This window comes from Alteromonas sp. KUL17, assembly GCF_006538305.1.
GTDB classification, from domain to species: Bacteria; Pseudomonadota; Gammaproteobacteria; order Enterobacterales; family Alteromonadaceae; genus Alteromonas; species Alteromonas macleodii.
The window spans coordinates 63,558-83,557 of record NZ_BJKJ01000009.1; the positions used below are offsets into that span (position 1 = coordinate 63,558).

At 45.7% G+C, this 20,000-nt stretch carries 17 protein-coding genes; 9 read left to right on the forward strand and 8 right to left on the reverse strand.

Going from position 1 to position 20,000, the window contains the following annotated elements; translation table 11 throughout:
* Positions 1 to 234: 234 nt before the first annotated feature.
* The gene (locus KUL49_RS10025; RefSeq protein WP_131137196.1) at positions 235 to 2,073 is read left to right on the forward strand and encodes an autotransporter assembly complex family protein; all 1,839 of its coding nucleotides are present in this window, start codon (positions 235 to 237) and stop codon (positions 2,071 to 2,073) included.
* Complete coding sequence (locus KUL49_RS10030) at positions 2,070 to 5,942, forward strand: translocation/assembly module TamB domain-containing protein (protein WP_131137197.1); 3,873 nt, start codon at positions 2,070 to 2,072, stop codon at positions 5,940 to 5,942. The genes KUL49_RS10025 and KUL49_RS10030 overlap by 4 nt, the downstream gene beginning before the upstream one ends.
* 42 nt (positions 5,943 to 5,984) lie before the next feature.
* On the opposite strand, the gene KUL49_RS10035 is transcribed toward KUL49_RS10030, so the two are convergent.
* Complete coding sequence (locus tag KUL49_RS10035) at positions 5,985 to 6,605, reverse strand: hypothetical protein (protein ID WP_131137198.1); 621 nt, start codon at positions 6,603 to 6,605, stop codon at positions 5,985 to 5,987.
* Entirely contained in the window at positions 6,598 to 7,104 is a 507-nt protein-coding gene (locus KUL49_RS10040) for an RNA polymerase sigma factor (RefSeq protein ID WP_014980752.1), read from the reverse strand. Before KUL49_RS10040 ends, KUL49_RS10035 begins: the two co-directional genes overlap by 8 nt.
* A gap of 210 nt (positions 7,105 to 7,314) precedes the next feature.
* Between KUL49_RS10040 and KUL49_RS10045 the strand changes: the two genes are divergently transcribed.
* Positions 7,315 to 7,590 (forward strand): hypothetical protein, encoded by a 276-nt coding sequence (locus KUL49_RS10045; RefSeq protein ID WP_131137199.1) that lies wholly within the window; start codon positions 7,315 to 7,317, stop codon positions 7,588 to 7,590.
* A gap of 16 nt (positions 7,591 to 7,606) precedes the next feature.
* Here KUL49_RS10045 and KUL49_RS10050 read toward each other — a convergent pair whose 3' ends face one another.
* From KUL49_RS10050 to proB, 4 genes are all read right to left on the reverse strand, one after another.
* Positions 7,607 to 8,509 carry a DMT family transporter gene (locus KUL49_RS10050; protein ID WP_131137200.1) on the reverse strand — a complete coding sequence of 301 codons (903 nt, stop codon included), beginning with the start codon at positions 8,507 to 8,509 and terminating at the stop codon, positions 7,607 to 7,609.
* Positions 8,510 to 8,518: 9 nt separating this feature from the next.
* Positions 8,519 to 9,535 carry a D-2-hydroxyacid dehydrogenase gene (locus KUL49_RS10055; RefSeq protein ID WP_131137201.1) on the reverse strand — a complete coding sequence of 339 codons (1,017 nt, stop codon included), beginning with the start codon at positions 9,533 to 9,535 and terminating at the stop codon, positions 8,519 to 8,521.
* 3 nt (positions 9,536 to 9,538) lie between these two features.
* Complete coding sequence (locus tag KUL49_RS10060; protein ID WP_131137202.1) at positions 9,539 to 9,976, reverse strand: thioesterase family protein; 438 nt, start codon at positions 9,974 to 9,976, stop codon at positions 9,539 to 9,541.
* Positions 9,977 to 10,101: 125 nt separating this feature from the next.
* Positions 10,102 to 11,202 (reverse strand): glutamate 5-kinase, encoded by a 1,101-nt coding sequence (proB, locus tag KUL49_RS10065; RefSeq protein ID WP_014951417.1) that lies wholly within the window; start codon positions 11,200 to 11,202, stop codon positions 10,102 to 10,104.
* A gap of 193 nt (positions 11,203 to 11,395) precedes the next feature.
* Between proB and KUL49_RS10070 the strand changes: the two genes are divergently transcribed.
* The 4 genes from KUL49_RS10070 (at position 11,396) to KUL49_RS10085 (ending at position 17,142) form a co-directional block, all read left to right on the forward strand.
* A complete protein-coding gene (locus KUL49_RS10070; protein WP_014980757.1) occupies positions 11,396 to 13,858 on the forward strand; it encodes a M1 family aminopeptidase in 2,463 nt (820 codons plus the stop codon).
* A complete protein-coding gene (locus tag KUL49_RS10075; protein WP_131137203.1) occupies positions 13,848 to 14,432 on the forward strand; it encodes a DUF6702 family protein in 585 nt (194 codons plus the stop codon). The genes KUL49_RS10070 and KUL49_RS10075 overlap by 11 nt, the downstream gene beginning before the upstream one ends.
* Before the next feature lie 283 nt (positions 14,433 to 14,715).
* Positions 14,716 to 15,135 carry a hypothetical protein gene (locus KUL49_RS10080; protein WP_131137204.1) on the forward strand — a complete coding sequence of 140 codons (420 nt, stop codon included), beginning with the start codon at positions 14,716 to 14,718 and terminating at the stop codon, positions 15,133 to 15,135.
* A 639-nt stretch (positions 15,136 to 15,774) separates the two neighbouring features.
* Positions 15,775 to 17,142, forward strand: a complete 1,368-nt coding sequence (locus KUL49_RS10085; protein WP_131137205.1) for an AarF/ABC1/UbiB kinase family protein — start codon at positions 15,775 to 15,777, stop codon at positions 17,140 to 17,142.
* 175 nt (positions 17,143 to 17,317) lie between these two features.
* Here KUL49_RS10085 and KUL49_RS10090 read toward each other — a convergent pair whose 3' ends face one another.
* Both KUL49_RS10090 and KUL49_RS10095 read right to left on the reverse strand, forming a co-directional pair.
* Positions 17,318 to 17,626, reverse strand: a complete 309-nt coding sequence (locus KUL49_RS10090; RefSeq protein ID WP_014951422.1) for a DUF6482 family protein — start codon at positions 17,624 to 17,626, stop codon at positions 17,318 to 17,320.
* 90 nt (positions 17,627 to 17,716) lie between these two features.
* Positions 17,717 to 18,109, reverse strand: coding sequence for a hypothetical protein (locus KUL49_RS10095; protein WP_131137206.1), 393 nt, complete (start codon positions 18,107 to 18,109; stop codon positions 17,717 to 17,719).
* Between the two features lie 381 nt (positions 18,110 to 18,490).
* Between KUL49_RS10095 and KUL49_RS10100 the strand changes: the two genes are divergently transcribed.
* Both KUL49_RS10100 and KUL49_RS10105 read left to right on the forward strand, forming a co-directional pair.
* Entirely contained in the window at positions 18,491 to 19,351 is an 861-nt protein-coding gene (locus KUL49_RS10100; RefSeq protein ID WP_131137207.1) for a DUF3014 domain-containing protein, read from the forward strand.
* Complete coding sequence (locus KUL49_RS10105; RefSeq protein ID WP_131137208.1) at positions 19,338 to 19,922, forward strand: DUF1285 domain-containing protein; 585 nt, start codon at positions 19,338 to 19,340, stop codon at positions 19,920 to 19,922. The genes KUL49_RS10100 and KUL49_RS10105 overlap by 14 nt, the downstream gene beginning before the upstream one ends.
* Positions 19,923 to 20,000: the final 78 nt, after the last annotated feature.

Below are 20,000 nucleotides of genomic sequence, written 5' to 3' on the forward strand. Positions count from 1 at the left end.
AGCCATTCCTGCATTCCCACGCTTTGCTAGGAAACTTGCCAGCGCCTTCTGAGTGGGCAATTATCTATGCGGATTGGTATTATTTACCGACGTCAGCGCAATTATTTGATCTCTCGTCGTAGTTTGCGGATACAAATTGCAAATGTGGTATCATTAACCACAGACATAATATGGATTTTACCATCAAGCGGTAAGCTTCACAGCCCAGCGTTACCTTAAGGACTTAGCCTTTTCATGCCTTCGATTTGGAGCGGGCTTGCCAGTTTGCAAGACCATCTTTTCCGACAATTTATGTTCAGAATCACCAAAGCAGTCCGAGTTTTGGTGGGCAGTACATTGTGCACGCTAGCGTGTGCTCTCTTTACTTTTTCACATGCCCAAGACCCTATTTCCTATAACATTCAGGGCGTAGAAGACGACAAACTGCGTAATAATATCCGCCTGCATTTAAACAGTCTCGACGTGGAAAAATCGTTGCTTACTGACCCTTACTGGCAAGATGAAGTGGGCGAAACGGTAGCGACAGCGGTTCAACCCTATGGTTATTACAACAGCGAGACCAAGGTAAGTATTGAAGAGGGCGACAAGGTTACAGTGAATGTTGCTTTGAATGCGCCGCTTACCATAAATAAAGTTACTCGCGAAATAATAGGTGCGGGACGTGAAGATAAGGCTTTCAGAGAACGTTTTAATTCACTAAAGCTTAAAGAAGGCGACGTGTTAAACCAAACCATTTACGAGTCGTTTAAGTCGTCCATGTTTAACTACGCCTTATCTAATGGCTATTTTGATTATTTTTGGCAGGCGACGCGTCTCGACCTAGTGCGTGACGAAAAACAAGCAAACGTACTTTTGATTGCGCAAAGCGGGCCCCAGTACCAATTTGGAGAGCTAAAATTTATTGGCGATGACAAGGCGAAAGCCATCATTGAGCGGCTAAAGCCGTTTAAAACAGGCGATGCGTACTCTTCAGCAACACTTGCCGATTTCAACAGAAGCCTTAATCAATCTGGGTATTTTACCCGCGTTATTGCTCGCCCGGTTGTAAGTGAGGCTGATGGTTTGCTGGTACCGGTTGAGGTATCGTTACTTCACAGACCCACAGACGCATTTAACGTTTCTGTTGGCGCAGCCACTGACACGGGCCCACGGGTTCGCTTGGGATGGGAGCGTCCTTGGGTGAATAGTAAAGGGCACTCTGTTTCATCTGATATTTTCATTTCTGCGCCAGAACAATCAGTGACTGCCGACTACCGTATACCTATGAGAAACATAACGCGGGATTACGCGAGTATAGAGGCGGGTTACCAATTTATAGAGTACAGCAACACTTCCTTTGAGAGTGAAACCTTATCTTTGTCTGCACACCGTTACTGGCAACATGACAATTCACCATGGCAACACGATGGCTCGGTGACCTATCTACGTGAAACTTATGATCAAGGGGAATTGAGTACAAACACCACGTCCCTAGTATTACCCGGGTACTCGTTAACCTATCGCGATAAAGACAGTGAGCTCAACATTAATAATGGTACCTACCTTCAAATGCTCACTCAAATAGGCAGAGAAGGTTATGGTTCTGATATCGATTTTGCTAAAGCCGTGGTTGAAGCCACGCTTATCCGTACCTTTAACAATGTGCACAGAATAACCATACGCGGTGAAGCGGGGGTTATTAAAACCAATAGTTTTGATGAAGTGCCAACGTCGTTGCGTTTCTATGCAGGGGGCGATAAAAGTGTTCGCGGCTTCGACTATCGCGAAATTTCTCCGACAGCTGAAGTCATTGATCCAGAAACAGGAGAACTCATTGTTGACTCTATTGGAGGGAAGTACCTTGCTACATCGAGTGTAGAGTATGCCTATCAAGTGTCAGATAATTGGAGAGTGGCAGCGTTTGTCGATGCAGGTACAGCAACAAACGACACCAGCACAACGCTGACATATAGCGTTGGACCTGGTGTACATTGGCTTTCACCAATTGGTCCAGTCAGACTTTACGTGGCAAGAGGCTTTGCGCCAGACGAGAATACATGGCAGTTACATATTTTGTTGGGGCCTGAGCTATGAGAAAACGTACGCTTTCGGCTATTTTACTTTCACCGGTTCTTATACTGGTCGCGTTGTATGCCGTTTTGATAAGTCCCTTAGGCGGCCCTACCGTTAAGTTACTGGCCAACACGTTTGTTGAAAACCTCTCCATCGATGCCATTGACGGTGGGTTTGCTGACACACTAGAAGTGCATAATGTGGAGTGGGAAAACCCGCAATGGAAGGTGTCTGCACAATATGCCTACATTGATATTACCTGGCGTTGTTTGTTTGAGCCTAGAGTATGTGTCAATGAAGTCACGCTGGAAAACGCTACGCTTACACAGCGCTCAAACGCGCCTGACTCTTCCGATGATGCACCTGCAGGTGGCCAGATTGAATTACCGCTTCCTATTGATGTTGGGTATTTAGCGCTAACGAATATCAAACTTGCTCTACTTACGACAACAGTAGAAATTGATGAACTAGAGCTAACCGATTTTGAAGGAAATAGCGACCTCATACTTGACAGCATCGCCGCGAAAGGTGTTCGCATTGCTCTGCTAAACCAAGATGAAGCTGCCAGCTCTTCACCGGCAGCCATGACCAATGCATCGGAAACTAATAGTGAGCAGCCTGCTCCCAAAAAAGAACAGGCTCCAAGTGCTGATAGCGCTTTGCCTACGTCATACTCACTAAGCTACGACGTCCCCGTACTACCAAATATAGCTACGCCTATTCCTTTGTCTCTTGGTACTTTTTTAGTAGAAGATCTACACATAATTCAAGGGGAGAGCAAACAACACATTTCACTCATCTCGCTGTTAGAGGCTCACTTTAAGGGCAGCGATGTCGCTATTGAAGAAATGACCGTTGTACATGAACAAGGTGAGGTGAAAGGAAAAGCGAGCGCAACACTTGACGGAAACTTCCCATTAAATGTGGCTATTAACGCGAAAACGAAGCTTGGCGACACACCACAAGAACTGAGTGTAGCGGCCGCGGGTGCGTTGGACGACTTAACGCTGTCAGTTGTAGCCAAAGGCGCGGTAACCGCAAACGCTAACCTAATGGCCAACATTCTAGACAGTAACCTTCCCATAGAATTCACTGCGAACTGGCAAGAACAAGCCATACCGACAGTGGAAAACACTACGCTCAAAGAAGGACAGTTAACGCTTTCCGGCACCATGGGTGATTACGTACTTAAAGGAGCTGGCGCAGCTACATTGCCTGACATTGGCAATGTACCGGTATCACTTGATGTGGTGCTGAAAAAGAACAATATTTTTGTTAATCAAGCCAATATAAACGCTTTGGAAGGGAGCTTAACCAACACAGGTACCCTTTATCTAAATGAGAGTATCGCGTGGGAAGGTAAGACAACGCTTAAGAATGTATCAGGGCGGCAATTCAGCACTTATGCGCCTGAAAAAATTAGCGGAGAAATAGACAGTATATTGCAATACTCTGAGCGCGGCGGATTACACATGAGCCTAAGAGATATGACTGTCTCGGGTGTACTTCAGGGCAAACCGCTTCAGGTGAAGGGGAATGCGGTTTATGCTGGCCCCAGCGACTTATTCGTTACTAACGTCAATATCATTCAAGAACACGAGCAAGAGCGAAACACGATACGCGCCATTGCTCAAGTACTGAATAAGCGGCATTTAAATGCAAATATTGCGATAAACGTTAACGCTATTTCAAGCCTATACCCAGAAGTGACAGGTGCGATAAGTGGCAATATCACAGCCGCCGGTCCTTGGCAAAACCCAAGTGCTAACGGCACACTCGCCCTATCTAATATTGCTGTGTCACCCAATTTAAATGCCTCTGCCGCAAAGCAAGGACCATTGAACGGCGAAATCAAAGTTAACGGTACCTATCGCGACCATACCGCAGATATTGACCTAGCTGTGCCCAACAATAATATTGGGCTGTCTTTAAAAGGTGCATGGACGAACAATCACTGGGTGGGGGAAATTAGTGATACGGCATTGAAGCTCGCTAATATGCAGTGGACGCTATCAAGCCCGTTCAGTGTAGATATAGGCACCTCACCTATAACGGCTAAAATAGGTCAGCACTGTTGGACCTCTCGAAAAGAAGGTGAGCTGTGTATTTCAAACGTGAATTATCAACAAAACAAAGCCAGTTGGGATATCAGCGCGACGGCGCTGCCCATCGGGTTGTGGGCGAACGAGTTAGCGCCTACTGTTGTTTCAAGTCCCTCACAAGCAACACTTACCGTAAAAACCAAAGGCAGCTACTCGGCTAACGATCCCATCGATGCCACATTTACTGCGTCTATGAGTTCTGCGCCATGGCAACTTGGTGAAACGCGCCCGCTAACGCTCACTATTAACTCCATAGAAACTAAAGGAGAGATAAAGCAGGGGCAGTTAGCATCAACATCTGTGATCTCAAGCCAAGATGTCGGGGATGCAACACTAACCTTGAATACCCGTCCTTTCGAATCGCGTATACCACTCGATGGTAAACTAGAGATGCAAGGGCTTAATGTTGCACCATTCAAACCCCTTTCCCCTGCTATCAGAACCCTTACAGGAAAGTTAAATGGGAACGTATCGTTAAGTGGTTACATTGACGACCCTACGCTTAACGGTGAATTGACAGTTTCAAATGGCGCTATTGATATACAAGATACACCTGTGACACTGGCCGATTGGAATCAAAAAGTATCGCTTAATGGTCAAACCGCTGCACTAGACGGCATCTTCTTACTAGGCGGAGGAAAAGGGGCGTTAAAAGGCGAGTTAGACTGGTCATCCAACCCCAGTGCGACATTTAATTTAAAAGGAAACGGTTTCGAAATTCGTCAGCCAAACATTCGACTCAAGGTATCACCGAATATCGATATCGCCGCCACAAAAGAAAAAGTGGACGTGAGTGGCGAGGTAAATATTCCTTGGGCGAGAATTGAAATAGAGTCGCTACCTGAGAGTGCTGTTTCCCCATCAAAAGACGTGCACCTGCGTGGCGAACCGGATAGAGAGGAACCGCTAGATATCGTCCACGCTTCGGTATTGGTAAACATCGACAAAAACAAAACCGAAGAAGTAAAACTCGAAGCGTTTGGCCTTACTGCAAGTTTGTATGGTGGCATTCGCGTAAACACTCAACCTGCACTTGTGGGCTATGGTGACCTTCAAATTTTAAATGGTCGATACAACGCTTACGGACAACAGTTAATTATTCAAACCGGTGAAGTACAATTTAACGGCCCAATTGACCAACCTTTGTTGCTGGTCGAAGCCATCCGCGACCCGGCTAAAACCGATGACGACGTAATTGCAGGTATCCGAATTGATGGCGCGGCTGACTCGCCAAGTATTAACCTTTTCTCTGAGCCTGCGATGGATCAACAGGGCGTATTGTCATATCTACTCACAGGTTCTGGACCGAACTCGGGCACACAAGATCCTAACTACGCTGCGCTGCTGGTAGGTTTTGGTTTATCCAACACCAAAACCCTGACAGGTCAAGTGGGAAGCGCGCTAGGTATTGATGATTTTAGTTTAAGTACAAACGAAGATTTACTGTCGGTAAGAGGGCAGATTAACGAGCGATTATCTGTGGAATACAATGTGGACGTTGGTCTAAGTAACAACGACGCCAACAGCACGCTACGACGCAGACAACTACCGCCTGACTTGGCGGTAAAATATCAGCTTCTACCTAGTTTATATTTAGAAGCCATTCAAACCACACTGGAAGACCAATCTGAGTTCGCGTTAGACCTTTATTATGAGTTTTTCTTGGGTGATGACAGAACCCGCAGAGATAGTGATGAAGACGACAGTGAATCTGACGAGTCCGATGAAAGCGCAGAGCAAGATCTGAAAGATAATGTGAGCACTCCGAGCACAAGTAATAACAATTAAGCGCTCAAAGTCAAAACATCTTACTTTTGCACTCATGCGCCCTTAACGCTGCTGTGCCATCTTCTCAAGCGTTTCGAGTTGACGCTCAAAACGCTTTTGTCTTTTGTGCGCCCATACATACCACACGAGCATTACAACGCTCATGGAAGTCATAACTATAGCCATCTTCGTAACTTTCTCTGGGGTAAGCTCCCCATAAAAATAGCGCTCCACCAGAAAGGCACATCCAAATAACACTGCAGTCCATGTCGAGTGTTTAGTGATTACAGCAATCTTCACGTTATTCTTAATTTGCTTTATTAGCTGCGTTAGGTGGTCAGCGGTTTGAGTGTCTTTTGAAAATGCAGCCACTCTTCTTAACCACAGCTGATAAACAAGCAGGGGAAGAGCAGTGATCAGCATAAAAACAAACATCGCGTGGGCAACAAAAGTGAACTTTTCCCAAGTAACAACTAGCAAGTAGATCGCTGGGATAAACGCTAAGGAGTCAACCACCATATACCAGCGTTGCTTGGTTCGCTCACTGCTTAAACTGGCTTTTACTTCCGAGAGGTTGATAGTCGTAACTGGCTGAGCTTGCCATAGCGCAGAAAGGCCATCATTTTGCGCATCGTCTACTGATACGGGCGGGTTCGTTTGATTCTCTTTATCTGAATTATGCATGCGGTTGCTCCTGCATGATACTTTGCTTGGCGCGCTTTAATATCACACCAACATGATTTTTAGTCAGACCACAGACGTCTGCAATTTCATCGTAACTTAAGCCTTCAAGAGAAAGCGTTAGCACTTGTCTTGACTGCAATGGAAGTGCCCGTACCGCGCGAAGTAGGCGTTCTAATGACTGGTGTTGACTAGACATTTCCTCTGGTGAATGGGTAGTACTCGCGAACCCGTCAGAGCCCAAATCATCGTGGTCATATTGATGGGTATCGAGACGCTTCACTTGATTTGCTACGTGAGTAACTGCGCGGTTATGAGCTATCTTCAAAATATAGGTTTTCACGCTGCTATCGCCCTTAAAGCGAGACAGCCCCTGCCAGACGGCAATAGCAATTTCTTGCAATAATTCTTGCTGCATCGCTTCGTTTGCTTCATAGCTGTTGGCTACACGGCTCAGTATTGCCCCGTATTGCGCAAAAACATCTTCAAAACCCTGCCCCAACGTCACATCCCTAATCACAAAAACTGTTGTTATTTTATTGTGTTACTTCTATCAGTCTGCCCCCGCGAATTTTTATTACAAACTTTTTTCGCCAATGCTGTAATTTTTTTGAACAGAGAATGACTAGTTAAAACAGTAAGTACAGTAACGTGCGTTTAGGGCATTTTCCCTAAAAGCCTTCAACCTTGAAATTTGGATTAGGAAAAAATTATGTCTACGTTAAGTATAGTTTTGTTAATTGGCAGCATCACGTCGCTTGTGCTTTTGGCAAGCTACTTAGACGCAAAATTTCAGTGGCGACTAAACGACTGGATGAACGGCGAGTGCAGCAACCCGTTCGTTAAAAGCGTGACCGACAAACAGCAGCAGCGTTTAGAGGAAAAAGATGCGCAGATTGAAGCTTTGATGGCGCGAATCGAAACCCTTGAAACCATTGTTACCGAGCCTGCTTACGAACTGAATAAGAAAATCAACGCGCTCAAATAAACGGTTTTACCAGCTCCTAGCTCGACACCGGTGGGCGACGCATAAAGCGGGGAACTTTCCCCATTGCAATGGCGTTGCCCACCAGCACAATGACCACCCCAACCACAGATAAAACGCTCCAGGTATAGCCTTCGAAAAAGGTGGAAATAACCAGTGCAACCATGGGGTATACCAAGACCACATATGCAGCCTTGTCAGCGCCCATTTGCTTTAACAGTTTCATGTACGCGCCAAACGCAAACACAGAGCCAAAGATAGCCAGATAAAGCAGCGACAGATAGAACTCGGGTTGGGTAGGAATGACCAACTTACCCGGCATTGCCAGTGAGGTGATGAAAAGCAGCACCATGGCATAGCTCATGGCATAGAAGTTCATTTGGATAACAGGCGTACCCGAGGTCAAAATACGCTCGGAGATAACGTTACCTGTTGAGGCGCAGAAAAAGCTGACAAACGCTATAGCGAGGCCGGTAGCAAGCGCCGCATCCATGGAGACTTTGGAAAACTCCGGTACAAACAAACACACAATGCCCAGCAAGCCAAATGTAGCACCTATAACCACTTCTTTTCTTATAGGCTCTTTAAGCCACCATCGCCGAAGCACAACATTAATGTAGATAATATAAGAACTCATAAGGGCTAACAGCGCGCTAATTATGTGCGCTTGCGCCATATACAGCAGCGTGTAATTTAAGCTGTATAAAAAGAGACCGACTGCGGCCATTTTCACATGAACATGTACCGGTAGCTTAAGCGGCAAACGCCTAATAACACAGTAAATCCCTAAACAGGCCGACGCCAATAAATAACGCAGCGCAATGGCAAACGTTTCAGAGGTATGCCCTATTTGGTAAGTGATGGCTATCCAGGTTGAGCCCCAAATCAGGCAGCACAGAGCAAATAAGGTTGCGTTATTCATAGCGGTGTTCTAGCCCTGGGAAGCTGATAAACAAGAAGATAAGTGGGCAGATAAATGGTCAATAGCACTATCTAGCAGTTTTTGCCTAGCGCCATTACCAATCCACGCATTATGCGGCGTTACCAGCAAGTTAGGTAGTGCCTTTTTAAGCAATATATGATCAACAGGCGGAGGCTCGACACTTAATACATCTAATCCCGCGCCACCAATTTGATTGTTTTTAAGCGCATGATAGAGTGCCTCCTCATCAATCAAACCGCCGCGAGCCGTATTAATGAGAAAAGCGGTTGGCTTCATCAGCGACAACGTCTTGGCATTAAGAAGCTTGTCGGTGGCTTCAGTAAGCGGGCAATGAAGACTTACCACATCGGCATTTGGTAAAAGCGATGCAAGACTTGGACGAGGGTCGTCTCGTTTACCTGGGCGTGCAGCGATACTCACCTGCATACCCATAGCCTTAAACAATGCCTCTACACGCTTGCCAAGCTCGCCATGCCCAACAATTACCGCATGCTTACCCGCCAATTCCACCACGGGATGATTGAGTAAGCAGAAATGAGAAGATGCAGACCATGCTTGATTGCGCATATCGCGCTGATACGCCACAAAATTGGTGGCCAAATTTAGTGCCAAGGTCAACGTATGTTGAGCGACGCTGTCTGTGCCATAGCCCTCTACATTTTGAACGGTAATACCAGCCTGTTCGCAGTAATCACGATCGATATTGTTCATGCCGGTCGCAGTTACACCAATATAGCGAAGCTGACTGGCCTGCTGTAAATCTTTGGCTTGTAGCACGACTTTGTTAACCAGCACAGCATCGGCATTTTTAATGCGCTCGGCAACGTCTTCGGCTTGAGTTTGTTGATGAAGCGTAATCGCGGCGTCGAAATTGTTTTGTACGTCATCGAGTGAAGAGGTATCAAGACTGGGCAAATCCATGGTTTCGGCGTCTAGAAAAACAACCTGCTTTTGTTTGCCGTTGCTCATCGCTTGTGATGCATTGTGTTTCGTCATTTTTGCCATGCTCTACATTACTTCCACAATCGACTCTAACGCTGTTTTCACATTAACAGGAATAGGAATGGCCCTGTCGGTTTTTCTATCTACAAACACATGCACAAATTGGCCATGAGCCACGCGTCGCTTATTCTCTCCGGCATAAACCGACAGACCATAAGTCACTGAACTTCTTCCAATTTTGATAACGCGCAAGCCTACAAAAATGTCTTCAGGGTAGGCTGCCGGAGCAATGTACTGACACTGACTGCTTACCACATACGCCACGGATTGCCCGTTGTGTATATCTAGCCCACCTTCTTCAATTAAAAAACGGTTTACCGCGGTATCAAAGAAACCATAGTACACAACATTGTTGATATGTCCGTACGCATCATTGTCTTGCCAACGCGTGGCGATAGTGACTTTGTAAGGGTAGTCGGCAAGTGTAGGTGTGATATCAGTCATGATCGTCCCTTAGTGAATAAATGTATCGCTTTGTTGTTGGCGCAAATAATGAAAATCGATGAACGACTAACGCCAATTAATGTTTAATGTGCGGTAGTCTATTGCAGCGATTCTTTTGAGTAGCGCTATGAGTAAAGCACCATATCGTCACGGTGAATGGCAACATCCGTTGTTTCATAACCTAACACACTGGCAATTTCTTTCGACTTTTTCCCTTTTATAAGCGTTAAGTCTTTTGCGTTATACAGGCAAAGCCCCTTGGCAATAACTTCGCCTTGGCACACCACTTCAACAGCATCGCCTTGTTCAAACAAACCGACGACATCAACAATACCCGATGGCAGTAATGACGCGCCTTTTCGCACTAACGCCTCTTTCGCACCGCTATCAACGTCTATTCTGCCAGCGGTTTTAAGAGTATGGGTAAGCCACAGTCTGCGCGCGCTAGCGGGAGTGCTACTAGCATTAAATAGGGTTCCCGGCACTTTACCTTCAAGTAATGCATCGAAGGTTTCGCCTTTTCGCCCGTTGACAATAAGAGTTTGAATACCGCTACTGGTGCACTTATCTGCCGCTTCAATTTTTGTGCGCATGCCACCAGTTCCTACCGCTGTTCCAGCGCCGCCGGCAAGGCCGTAAATAGTGCTGTCTATTTTATCTACCTGTGGAATGAGTGTGGCGCTGGCGTCTTTTCTTGGGTCTGCGGTAAATAAACCGTCGATATCTGAGCAGATAATGAGGGTGTCTGCTTGGGCGACCAGGGCAGTGTAAGCACCCAAGTTATCGTTATCACCCACTTTGAGTTCGTTGACAGCTACGGTGTCGTTTTCATTCACAATAGGTAACGCATTGTGATTCAAAATTTCGCGCAAGGTATTTTTAATATTTACGTAGCGGGTTCTATCGCGTAGATCATCCGCCGTTAACAATACTTGTGCACAGGGAAAGTCGAAAAAGCGCTGCCAGTTGGCCATCATTAAATTCTGGCCGATCGCAGCCATGGCTTGTTTTTCTGCAATAGATGCGTTGTGACGAACCTTCACTTTGCTGCGGCCCGCGGCAACACTGCCAGAAGAGACAAGAATAATTTCTTTGCCAGCTTCGCGACTAGCAGTAATAAATCGAGCAAGAGACAGTAAATAACGCCCACTACACTCATTGCCTTCAGGAGCAATAAGCGCACTGCCAACTTTTATAACGGCACGTTGCCAATTAAAACGGTTCATAGGGGGAAGAAAAAAGAAAACAAGAGCTTAAGAATACGACAGTTAAAGCGCGAAACAAAACGATCTGTTACAGTTTTTTTGCGTTAAAACATGGTTAGTTTACGGTCAAAAAATTGGATTGTGACAGGCATACTTATATACTAGGCGGTGTTATCTTATAACAATTCTAACTTACAAGTTGCAAGGAACCTGCATGAGCACCGCAAAACGACACTTTTTCTGGCTAGCGCCAGTGTTGTCTATGCTGATTTCTCTTCCTAGTACCGCCGCTATTAAACAAACTAAAGGCGATTTCGAAGATAAATTCCGTCAGCTGGACGAAGTTCTTCCTACTCCAAACGTATACCGTAACGCCGCTGGTGAGCCAGGCCACCAATATTGGCAACAACAAGTAGATTACGATATTGACGTAAAGCTACTTGAAGACAAACGCCGCATTGAAGCAAGCGAAACCATTACTTACCACAACAACGCGCCAGATACGCTTAAGTACTTGTGGATCCAGCTTGACCAAAACAAATTCCGCGACGATTCAATGTCTGCGCTTACTACCACGTTTGGCGGTATCGGTAACCGCGGGCCGGGTACGCAAGCTGCTAGCGGCGATGCGCCAGCTAAGCTAAGCATGGGTGCATTGCGCCGTCAGCAGTTTGTTGACGACAACGAGCTGGGCTATACCATTTCTCGTGTTGAAGACAAAGCGGGCAATGACTTACGTCACACAGTAGTTGGCACCTTGATGCGTGTTGACTTGGCTCAACCGTTGAAGCCAGGCAGCAAAGTTACGTTCGATATCGATTTTGCGTTTAACATTGTAGAAGAAGACGCTGTTTCAGCACGTGCAGGTTACGAGCACTTCCCAGATGACGAACGTGAAGGTGGTAACGACATCTTCTTGCTAGCACAGTGGTTCCCACGCCTAGCTGCATACACCGACTACGAAGCATGGACTAATAAAGAATTTATTGGCCGTGGTGAGTTCACGCTAGAGTTCGGTAACTACGAAGTAGATATTACAGTTCCTGCTGACCACATCGTATCGTCAACGGGTGTGCTTCAAAACCCGAAAGACGTGTTAACTAAAACACAGCGCGACCGTCTGAAAAAGGCAGAAAAAGCTGACCGTATCGTATTCATTGTTTCACCAGAAGAAGCAATTGAGAACGAAAAAGAAGGCACGACTAAGCTTAAAACCTGGACCTTTAAGGCAGAAAACGTACGTGACTTTGCATGGGCCTCTTCGCGTAAATTTGCGTGGGATGCGCGTGGTTATCAGCAAGGCGGTGACACTCAACCATTGGTAATGGCTATGTCTTTCTACCCGAAAGAAGGTGGCGAGCTATGGCAGAAGTATTCTACTGAATCAATCATCCACACCATGGATGTTTATAGCCGTTTTAGTTTCGATTACCCATACCCAGTAGCCCAGTCAGTAAATGGCCCGGTTGGCGGCATGGAATACCCCATGATCACCTTTAACGGTCCGCGTACAGAACTTCGTGACGATGGTTCGCGCACGTACTCGCTTGCTGAAAAACGCTTCCTTATTGGCGTAGTTATTCACGAAGTAGGTCATATCTATTTCCCTATGACGGTTAACTCTGACGAGCGTCAGTGGACATGGATGGATGAAGGTCTGAACAGCTTCCTAGACGGCGTTGCCGGTCGCGAGTGGGATCCTACGATCCCTTGGGGCGTTGAGCCACGTGATATCACTGGCTACATGAAGTCTCAGACGCAGGTGCCAATTATGACCCAGTCTGACTCAGTACTTCGCCTTGGCCCAAATGCCTATACCAAGCCTGCAGTAGCGCTTAACATTCTTCGCGAAACTATTCTTGGCCGTGAGCTGTTTGATTTCGCGTTTAAAGAGTACGCGCAGCGTTGGATGTTTAAACGTCCTACACCATCAGATTTCTTCCGCACTATGGAAGAGGCGTCAGGCGTTGACCTAGACTGGTTCTGGCGTGGTTGGTTTTACACCACAGACCATGTAGATATTAGCCTAGACAGCGTATACAAGCTTCGTTTAGACACTGAAGATCCAGATATCGATTTTGCTCGCGAGCGCGAAGCAGAAATGGAAAAACCGAAGTCACTTACCGACCTTCGTAATAAAGAAGAAGGCAAAAAGCTTTGGGTAGATCGCTTTGAAGATATCAGTGACTTCTACGACGAAAACGATCGTTACACCGTAACTAACAAAGAGCGTAACAAGTACAAGAAATTCTTGAAAGATCTTGAGCCTTGGGAGCGTAAAGCGTTTGAGCGTGCGGTGAAAGAAGACAAAAACTACTACGTGCTAGATTTCAGCAACAAGGGTGGGTTGGTGATGCCAATCATTCTTGAACTAACGTTTGAAGACGGCACGAAAGAAGAAATGCGTATTCCTGCGGAAATCTGGCGTCGTACACCTAAAGCCGTAAGCAAGCTTATTGTTACCGACAAAGACAAAGAGCTGGTAAGCGTAACCGTTGATCCGCACTGGGAAACCGCAGACGTAGATGTGGAAAATAACCACTACCCGCGTCGTATCATTCCTTCGCGTATTGAAGCGTATAAGAATAAGCCGCGTAACACTTACGAGTACCGCGACCTTATGCACGACTCAAAGACCGAACTGAAAACCGACGACGAGGACAAAGATGACGAATAAGTTGTCTTTGGCTCGCTTGCAGCAGAGCGCTCATGCTCTGCTTGCAAGCGTAAGTGCATTCGCAATTACGGCTGCGCTATTAGTTAGCGCAATGTCGTACAGCACTGCAGCCCAAGCGCATCAAATAAAAGCAGCAATTACCACGGTACTGTTCAATCCTAGAACAGAAAATATTGAGGTGATGCACCGCTTTAATTTGCACGATGCTGAACACGCGGTTAAGGCATTGTTCGACAAGCACGCAGATATTATGGACGACATAGAAACGCAGCAACAATTCGCTGATTACGTCGCCCACCACTTTGCAATTTTAAATGCAGCAGGCGAGCCATTAAAGCTTGCTGATGTTGGCTTTGAAGTTGAAGGTAAGCACTTTTGGGTTTATCAGGAAACTGCTGAGCCGCCTGTACTTGAAGGCATTAAAATTCGCCATGATGCATTGCGTGACTTGTGGCCAAAACAAGTGAATACGCTAAATGTAGAAGGCAAGGGTGATATCAAAACCCTGACCTTTGCTGATAGCGTAAATTTGCTGGAAGTAAGCTTCAAAAGCCAAAATAGCGACCTTCACTAATACCTAACGGTATAAGTTTGTGAAAGCCCACCCGCATTCCTTGTCAAACGGCAGTGATTGCGGGTGGGCTTTTTTGTTTGCGTGCTTCACGGTGTTCTTATAGATAATGTATGCCTACCTCAGCCTTTGCCCCCTCTGATTCGAGCGCCGCATTCGAATAGGGAAAATCTAAAACACGTTTTCTAATTGTCGTGTGAGACCGAAGTCGTATAGTCATCTTGGCATGCATGCTCTACCTTAACTATGGATAAACAGTTACTAAATTCAGTTAATGAGGTACATCATGACCCATAGCGCTGCATCACCGTTGCCTTCACAGGTCAAGAAACCCCAATCAAGAAGTGAGCGTAGTGCACGAAAACTACGTGCATCTAAAGCAGCTCAGTGCGCTGTTCAAGCAGAAAATGCACAGCAAACGCAAGATGCCGATGCAAAGAACGTCAAACAAAACAATGCGTTCGCTGATAAGAAAAATATCATGTGGGTGCCGTTAAGTGGCGCAATGGCGCTAACCTTTGTCGTCATGCTGTTTTTGCCAGATACAGGGATGGGCGGCGGACTCATATCCACTTATTCTGCCATGCTTTGGTGTGGCTTTTTTGGTGCAGCACTTTGGCGTTATAGAGCGACAAGTGGCTGGGCTGGGTTTGCTTATGGAAGCGTTGTTGGACTAGTGATTCAATTTATTTCACAGATAATCTAGCACACAGTGTTTATACCAATCCGCATAGTTCATTACCCACTCAGCGAGAGTTAGAATGTTCGTAATCGCGGCGTGTTACCGCAGGTATAGTGGTTCTACATCAAGGTGACACAACAAAGAGTACGGACATTTTAGACTCGCCCTTCGGGAAGGTCTGGCAAGCTTCCTAGCTTCATTCTGGGAATTTGAAAGGGAACAGCCATTCCTGCATTCCCACGCTTTGCTAGGAAACTTGCCAGCGCCTTCTGAGTGGGCAATTATCTATGCGGATTGGTATCACACAATTGCCTTGTACAACTCGCCTAGTAAGAAAGCGCTAAGCGACTAGGAACGGCAAGTCCACATTTCTTTTAAGTACAATTTGGGCAATCTAAACGCGGCTTTTAAATCAGACTTCTGTTTACACAGCTGTCTTATGCGTTGATCGCCCTGTGGCAACCTCACTTCCTAAACATTAAGTCCTGTTGATCTTTGATGTACAGCAATGGTCAACAGGTTCTCAATGACTTTTGGCTGGAAACCCGATCCAGACGTTTTGTCCGACAGTATAATTTATAAACTCCAGTTACTTTTTTAGGTTATGTTTAGCCAATAAAAAACAAACGTCACCCTTCGCCCTTAATAAAACTGAGTGAGCCTATGGCAGAGAAGCCCAATAAATCCGCTGAATCACCAACCCGCTCTAGTAGAGCGGTACCGTCGTCGCGTTTATCGCGCATAGGCCGCTTGGGCTCATTGGCAGGTAGAATTGCAGGTAACGTAGTATCACAAGGTGCAGGACAACTGTTAAAGGGCGAGAAGCCCGCGTTGTCTTCGCTGCTCTTAACGCCCAAAAACATTTCAAACATTGCAGATCAGCTTGCCAGTATGCGTGGTGCAGCTATGAAGCTCGGGCAGCTTATTTCAATGGATGCAGGAGATTTTCTCCCCGAAGAGCTTGCGGTAATTCTAGGGCGATTACGGGACGACGCTGACCCGATGCCAAAAGACCAGTTAATTGCCACGTTGAATCAGTCTTGGGGCGAAAAATGGCAAGATGACTTACTTTACTTTTCCTTTGCCCCTATAGCTGCGGCCTCTATTGGCCAGGTGCATAAAGTCATTACGATGGGCGGTCGGATGTTAGCAGTAAAAGTGCAGTATCCTGGCGTGAAAAAAAGCATAGATAGCGATGTAGACAACGTAGCTACACTTATAAAACTTACTGGCTTGGTACCCAAATCATTAGATATCAACCCGCTTTTACAAGAGGCTAAAGCACAGCTTCACCAAGAAGCTGATTATGTGCGAGAAGCTGACATGCTCAACCGTTATCGCGCGTTGGTTGAAAGCACCGACATCCAAAACAAGGGGAGTAATGCGTTTGTCATTCCGCAAACCTTTGCTCCCCTTACCACCAGTACCGTGTTAGCGATGGATTTCATAGAGGCGCAAGACTTAGATGCGCTATTAAACGAGCCTCAGGACGTCCGAGATGCCGTGATGACGGCGCTAATGACTTTATTTTTTAATGAAATTTTTCATTTTAAGCTGCTGCAGAGCGACCCTAACTTAGCCAACTACCAGTTTAAACCCGATACAAAAGAAATCGTTCTGTTAGATTTTGGTGCTACACGGGATGTGCCTGACGCCATTTCAGCCCAGTATCAAGCGTTACTCAACAGCGCCGCAGCCAACGATAGAGCGATGATGCAGCAAGCCGCGTTTCGCATAGGATTAATTGACGAGAGCCACTCTCAAACGCAAGTCGACGCCGTCATAAACATTGGTATGGAGGCGTGTGAAGCGATTCGCTGCAAGGGCACTTATGACTTTGGACAAAGCGACCTTATTGCAAGGCTTCACGAAAAGGGAATAGCGCTGACTATGGAGCACAATTTTTGGCACACGCCGCCAGTAGATGCCCTGTTTATACACAGGAAGCTAGGTGGCTTATTTCTGTTGGCTAAACGATTGAAAGCTAAAGTAGATATGCGAAACGCTGCAGGTACATGGCTGAATCTATAACCTGCACTTCGTTGGTGTGTTAAGCGAGTAAGAAACTACTTATTACGCAGCTTATCTATCGTTTAAATCGGTTTTGCGGTGCTGTGCCATGTTTTACTGTGAAAACGTTGCGCTGCGACCTTACTGAACTCAGATAGGACCCACTTCAAAAAGCCTATAGCACTCGCACAACAATCTAGTAAGGCAAATCCATACTGAACGGTAACGCCATCTGCTCTTTACTTTTTGGCGGGTTGCCAATCATTTCATCGTAAGGCGTATCGTGCTTCATTACCGCCTGCTGAACATGACAATGCGCGAAGGCTTCGCGAATGTGGCCGGCACTAAAAAAACGCATGGGCTTATCTTTGTTGTCGTAAAGCATGCCACTTTGACTGCCGATAGTGAGATAAACCAGGTAAACATTCATCTCATACGACTGAACTTCCAGATAATCTATCGCGGTTGGCGACTCTTCAATATCTCGAAAATAGAACTTCTGCATTTTTCTACCTCATGAACCAAGTATGCACCTTGCACGCCCTATATTCTTATTTAATGATGGAAGTTAGGGCTAAAAAGCAGAATATATACGTTAGGCAAGGTGCTCAGGTTCATTAGATAGATCTAGCGGAGGTCGATGGTTTTTAAACCGTATTGCATTTGCCAACACCAGTAAGGATGCAAGAGAGCAGGCACTGTATAGGAACGCCGCCGTTCCCATTCCAGAAGCAATCCATAGTAATGGAAATACCAGCAACCTAGGGCCTTCAACAGCTAAAGCGACTTTCGCTTTAGACAGTATAAAGCCATTTTGTATACTCATAACAATGACAGTCGCTACAGCAATGATCTGATGCTTAGTTGACAAGTTATTGATATTTAAAAGGAGATAAAGCATTACTCCCAGCATGATTAGATGCTGCATAACACTGTAGCGTTTTACTGCTCGGTGTAATTTAGGGTGATACTGTCTAAACTTACTCACGCTAATTATCCTATAAGGGCACATTTAAGTTGAAACGGGGTCGTGAGGCTCGAAATATTCATTAATTATTATAGATAACAACGAGCTAGCATTTGCTTTTCAATGACTAATCAACACATTAGTACACAAACCCAATTTGTTAAACATTTGTTTTAAAATTATTTTTGCATTTACATAATATCGAATGTGAATGAGAAGAAAAAATGAGGGTTTTCCACTAAATTTGTATAAAAAGAAATCGGAAAGTGACTTTTTTACGTTAAAAAGTGTTCAAAATAAGGAATTTACAATCTAAGGGAACATTTCTCTTGATTGATTTTCTAAATTTGGGTGTTATCTCTGGTAGTATTACCAAAAGGATAGTTTTGTAGCGGAGTCATTATGAGCGAATCGTCGGAAAAGAAATCGTTAGGCCCACACTTTATCATTGTAGGCATCCTTCTTGTTGTTATTCTGGCTGTTGTGTTTTGGCCCAGCGACGATGAGCCTGAGCCTGTAGTTACTCCTGAGCCCGAAGTGACTGAACCTGAAGTGACTACGCCAGAAGAGCCTGAAGTATTTGAGCCTACTCAGCCAGCCCCAACAGTAGAGCTTGAGGAAAAAGGCGAGGTTGAGCCGCTTCCAGAGCCAGTTGAACCAGAACCGGAACCTCTGGATACCAGCGATCCTGCTGTGAAAGCTTCACTTATTGAGAGTTCGTCTGCGAGCGAAGAAACCGTTAACCGCATGCTGGTTGATGAAGGTCTAATTCAACGCTTTGTAGTGTCGGTTACGAATCTAGCAAATGATGAAATGGCGCCTAATCACCAGTTACTAACGCCACCTGAGCAGAACTTCCGCGTATACTCTCAAGCAGGCAAGCAATGGATTGATGCAGCAAGCTATAAACGTTATACACCATACGTAGATATGTTGGAGTCATTCAATAACGAAGCACTGCTTAACATATACGGTATTTATAAAGACGACATCCAGGCGAAGTACGCCGAAATTGGAAGCCCTGACCAAGACTTCAACAGCGTATTGCTAGAAGCGATTGATCAGCTTCTTGATACACCTGAAGTGCCGGTTCCTGTAGAGGTTTATACCGACTCGGTCGCCTACAAGTATGCTGATGATCGTCTAGAGAGTTTAAACGAGCCACAGAAACAACTTCTTCGTACTGGCCCAGATAACATGCGTCGCATAAAGGCAAAGCTACGCGAACTGAAAGTATTGGTTGAAGAGCGTGGATCTAACTAGATTTCAGCAGCAGCTTAAGGGCACGTCGTCAAAAGCGCGCCCTTTACCTCCTGTTGAACAATGGAACCCCGATTTTTGCGGTGACATTAATCTAACTATAGCGCTTGATGGAAGATGGTTTTATGAAGGCAGTCCTATTGGGCGCGCAAGCTTGGTTCAGCTTTTTGCTTCGGTGTTAAAGCGGGAAGGTGAAAAGTACTTCTTAGTTACTCCCGTAGAGAAAGTAGGCATTACCGTTGAAGACACACCTTTTCTTGTAACTCAATGGCATAGGAAAGAAGGTGAATCAGCGAGTGGCAACACTTATGTGTTTACCACACAAACAGGCGACATTGTAAGGTTAGAGCGTGCTGATCAGCTCGAACTTCGCGTTCCGCCTAAAGCCATACAAGATCCAGAGGCAACGGCCATTCCCTACCTATGCGTTCGCAGAAACTTGTGGGCAAGACTACATCAAAATACCTATTATCAACTGCTTGAACAAGCTGATGAAAAACCGTATGAAGCCGGCACGCAATTTAGTATTCAGTCAAACGGCATCACCTTTATTTTAGGTGAAGTAAGCAACTAGCCTACTTTGTTGCTTCTGTCTCTTCGAACATATCAAAACGTGATTCATCTTCGATAAAGCACCGTTAACAGCGCTTTG

Excerpts from the sequence above, each read along its gene's own strand:
- KUL49_RS10025 (WP_131137196.1), top strand. The coding sequence starts at position 235 with ATGCCTTCGATTTGGAGCGGGCTTGCCAGTTTGCAAGACCATCTTTTC.
- KUL49_RS10030 (WP_131137197.1), top strand. The coding sequence starts at position 2,070 with ATGAGAAAACGTACGCTTTCGGCTATTTTACTTTCACCGGTTCTTATA.
- KUL49_RS10035 (WP_131137198.1), bottom strand. The coding sequence starts at position 6,605 with ATGCATAATTCAGATAAAGAGAATCAAACGAACCCGCCCGTATCAGTA.
- KUL49_RS10045 (WP_131137199.1), top strand. The coding sequence starts at position 7,315 with ATGTCTACGTTAAGTATAGTTTTGTTAATTGGCAGCATCACGTCGCTT.
- KUL49_RS10050 (WP_131137200.1), bottom strand. The coding sequence starts at position 8,509 with ATGAATAACGCAACCTTATTTGCTCTGTGCTGCCTGATTTGGGGCTCA.
- KUL49_RS10055 (WP_131137201.1), bottom strand. The coding sequence starts at position 9,535 with ATGGCAAAAATGACGAAACACAATGCATCACAAGCGATGAGCAACGGC.
- KUL49_RS10060 (WP_131137202.1), bottom strand. The coding sequence starts at position 9,976 with ATGACTGATATCACACCTACACTTGCCGACTACCCTTACAAAGTCACT.
- proB (WP_014951417.1), bottom strand. The coding sequence starts at position 11,202 with ATGAACCGTTTTAATTGGCAACGTGCCGTTATAAAAGTTGGCAGTGCG.
- KUL49_RS10070 (WP_014980757.1), top strand. The coding sequence starts at position 11,396 with ATGAGCACCGCAAAACGACACTTTTTCTGGCTAGCGCCAGTGTTGTCT.
- KUL49_RS10075 (WP_131137203.1), top strand. The coding sequence starts at position 13,848 with ATGACGAATAAGTTGTCTTTGGCTCGCTTGCAGCAGAGCGCTCATGCT.
- KUL49_RS10080 (WP_131137204.1), top strand. The coding sequence starts at position 14,716 with ATGACCCATAGCGCTGCATCACCGTTGCCTTCACAGGTCAAGAAACCC.
- KUL49_RS10085 (WP_131137205.1), top strand. The coding sequence starts at position 15,775 with ATGGCAGAGAAGCCCAATAAATCCGCTGAATCACCAACCCGCTCTAGT.
- KUL49_RS10090 (WP_014951422.1), bottom strand. The coding sequence starts at position 17,626 with ATGCAGAAGTTCTATTTTCGAGATATTGAAGAGTCGCCAACCGCGATA.
- KUL49_RS10100 (WP_131137207.1), top strand. The coding sequence starts at position 18,491 with ATGAGCGAATCGTCGGAAAAGAAATCGTTAGGCCCACACTTTATCATT.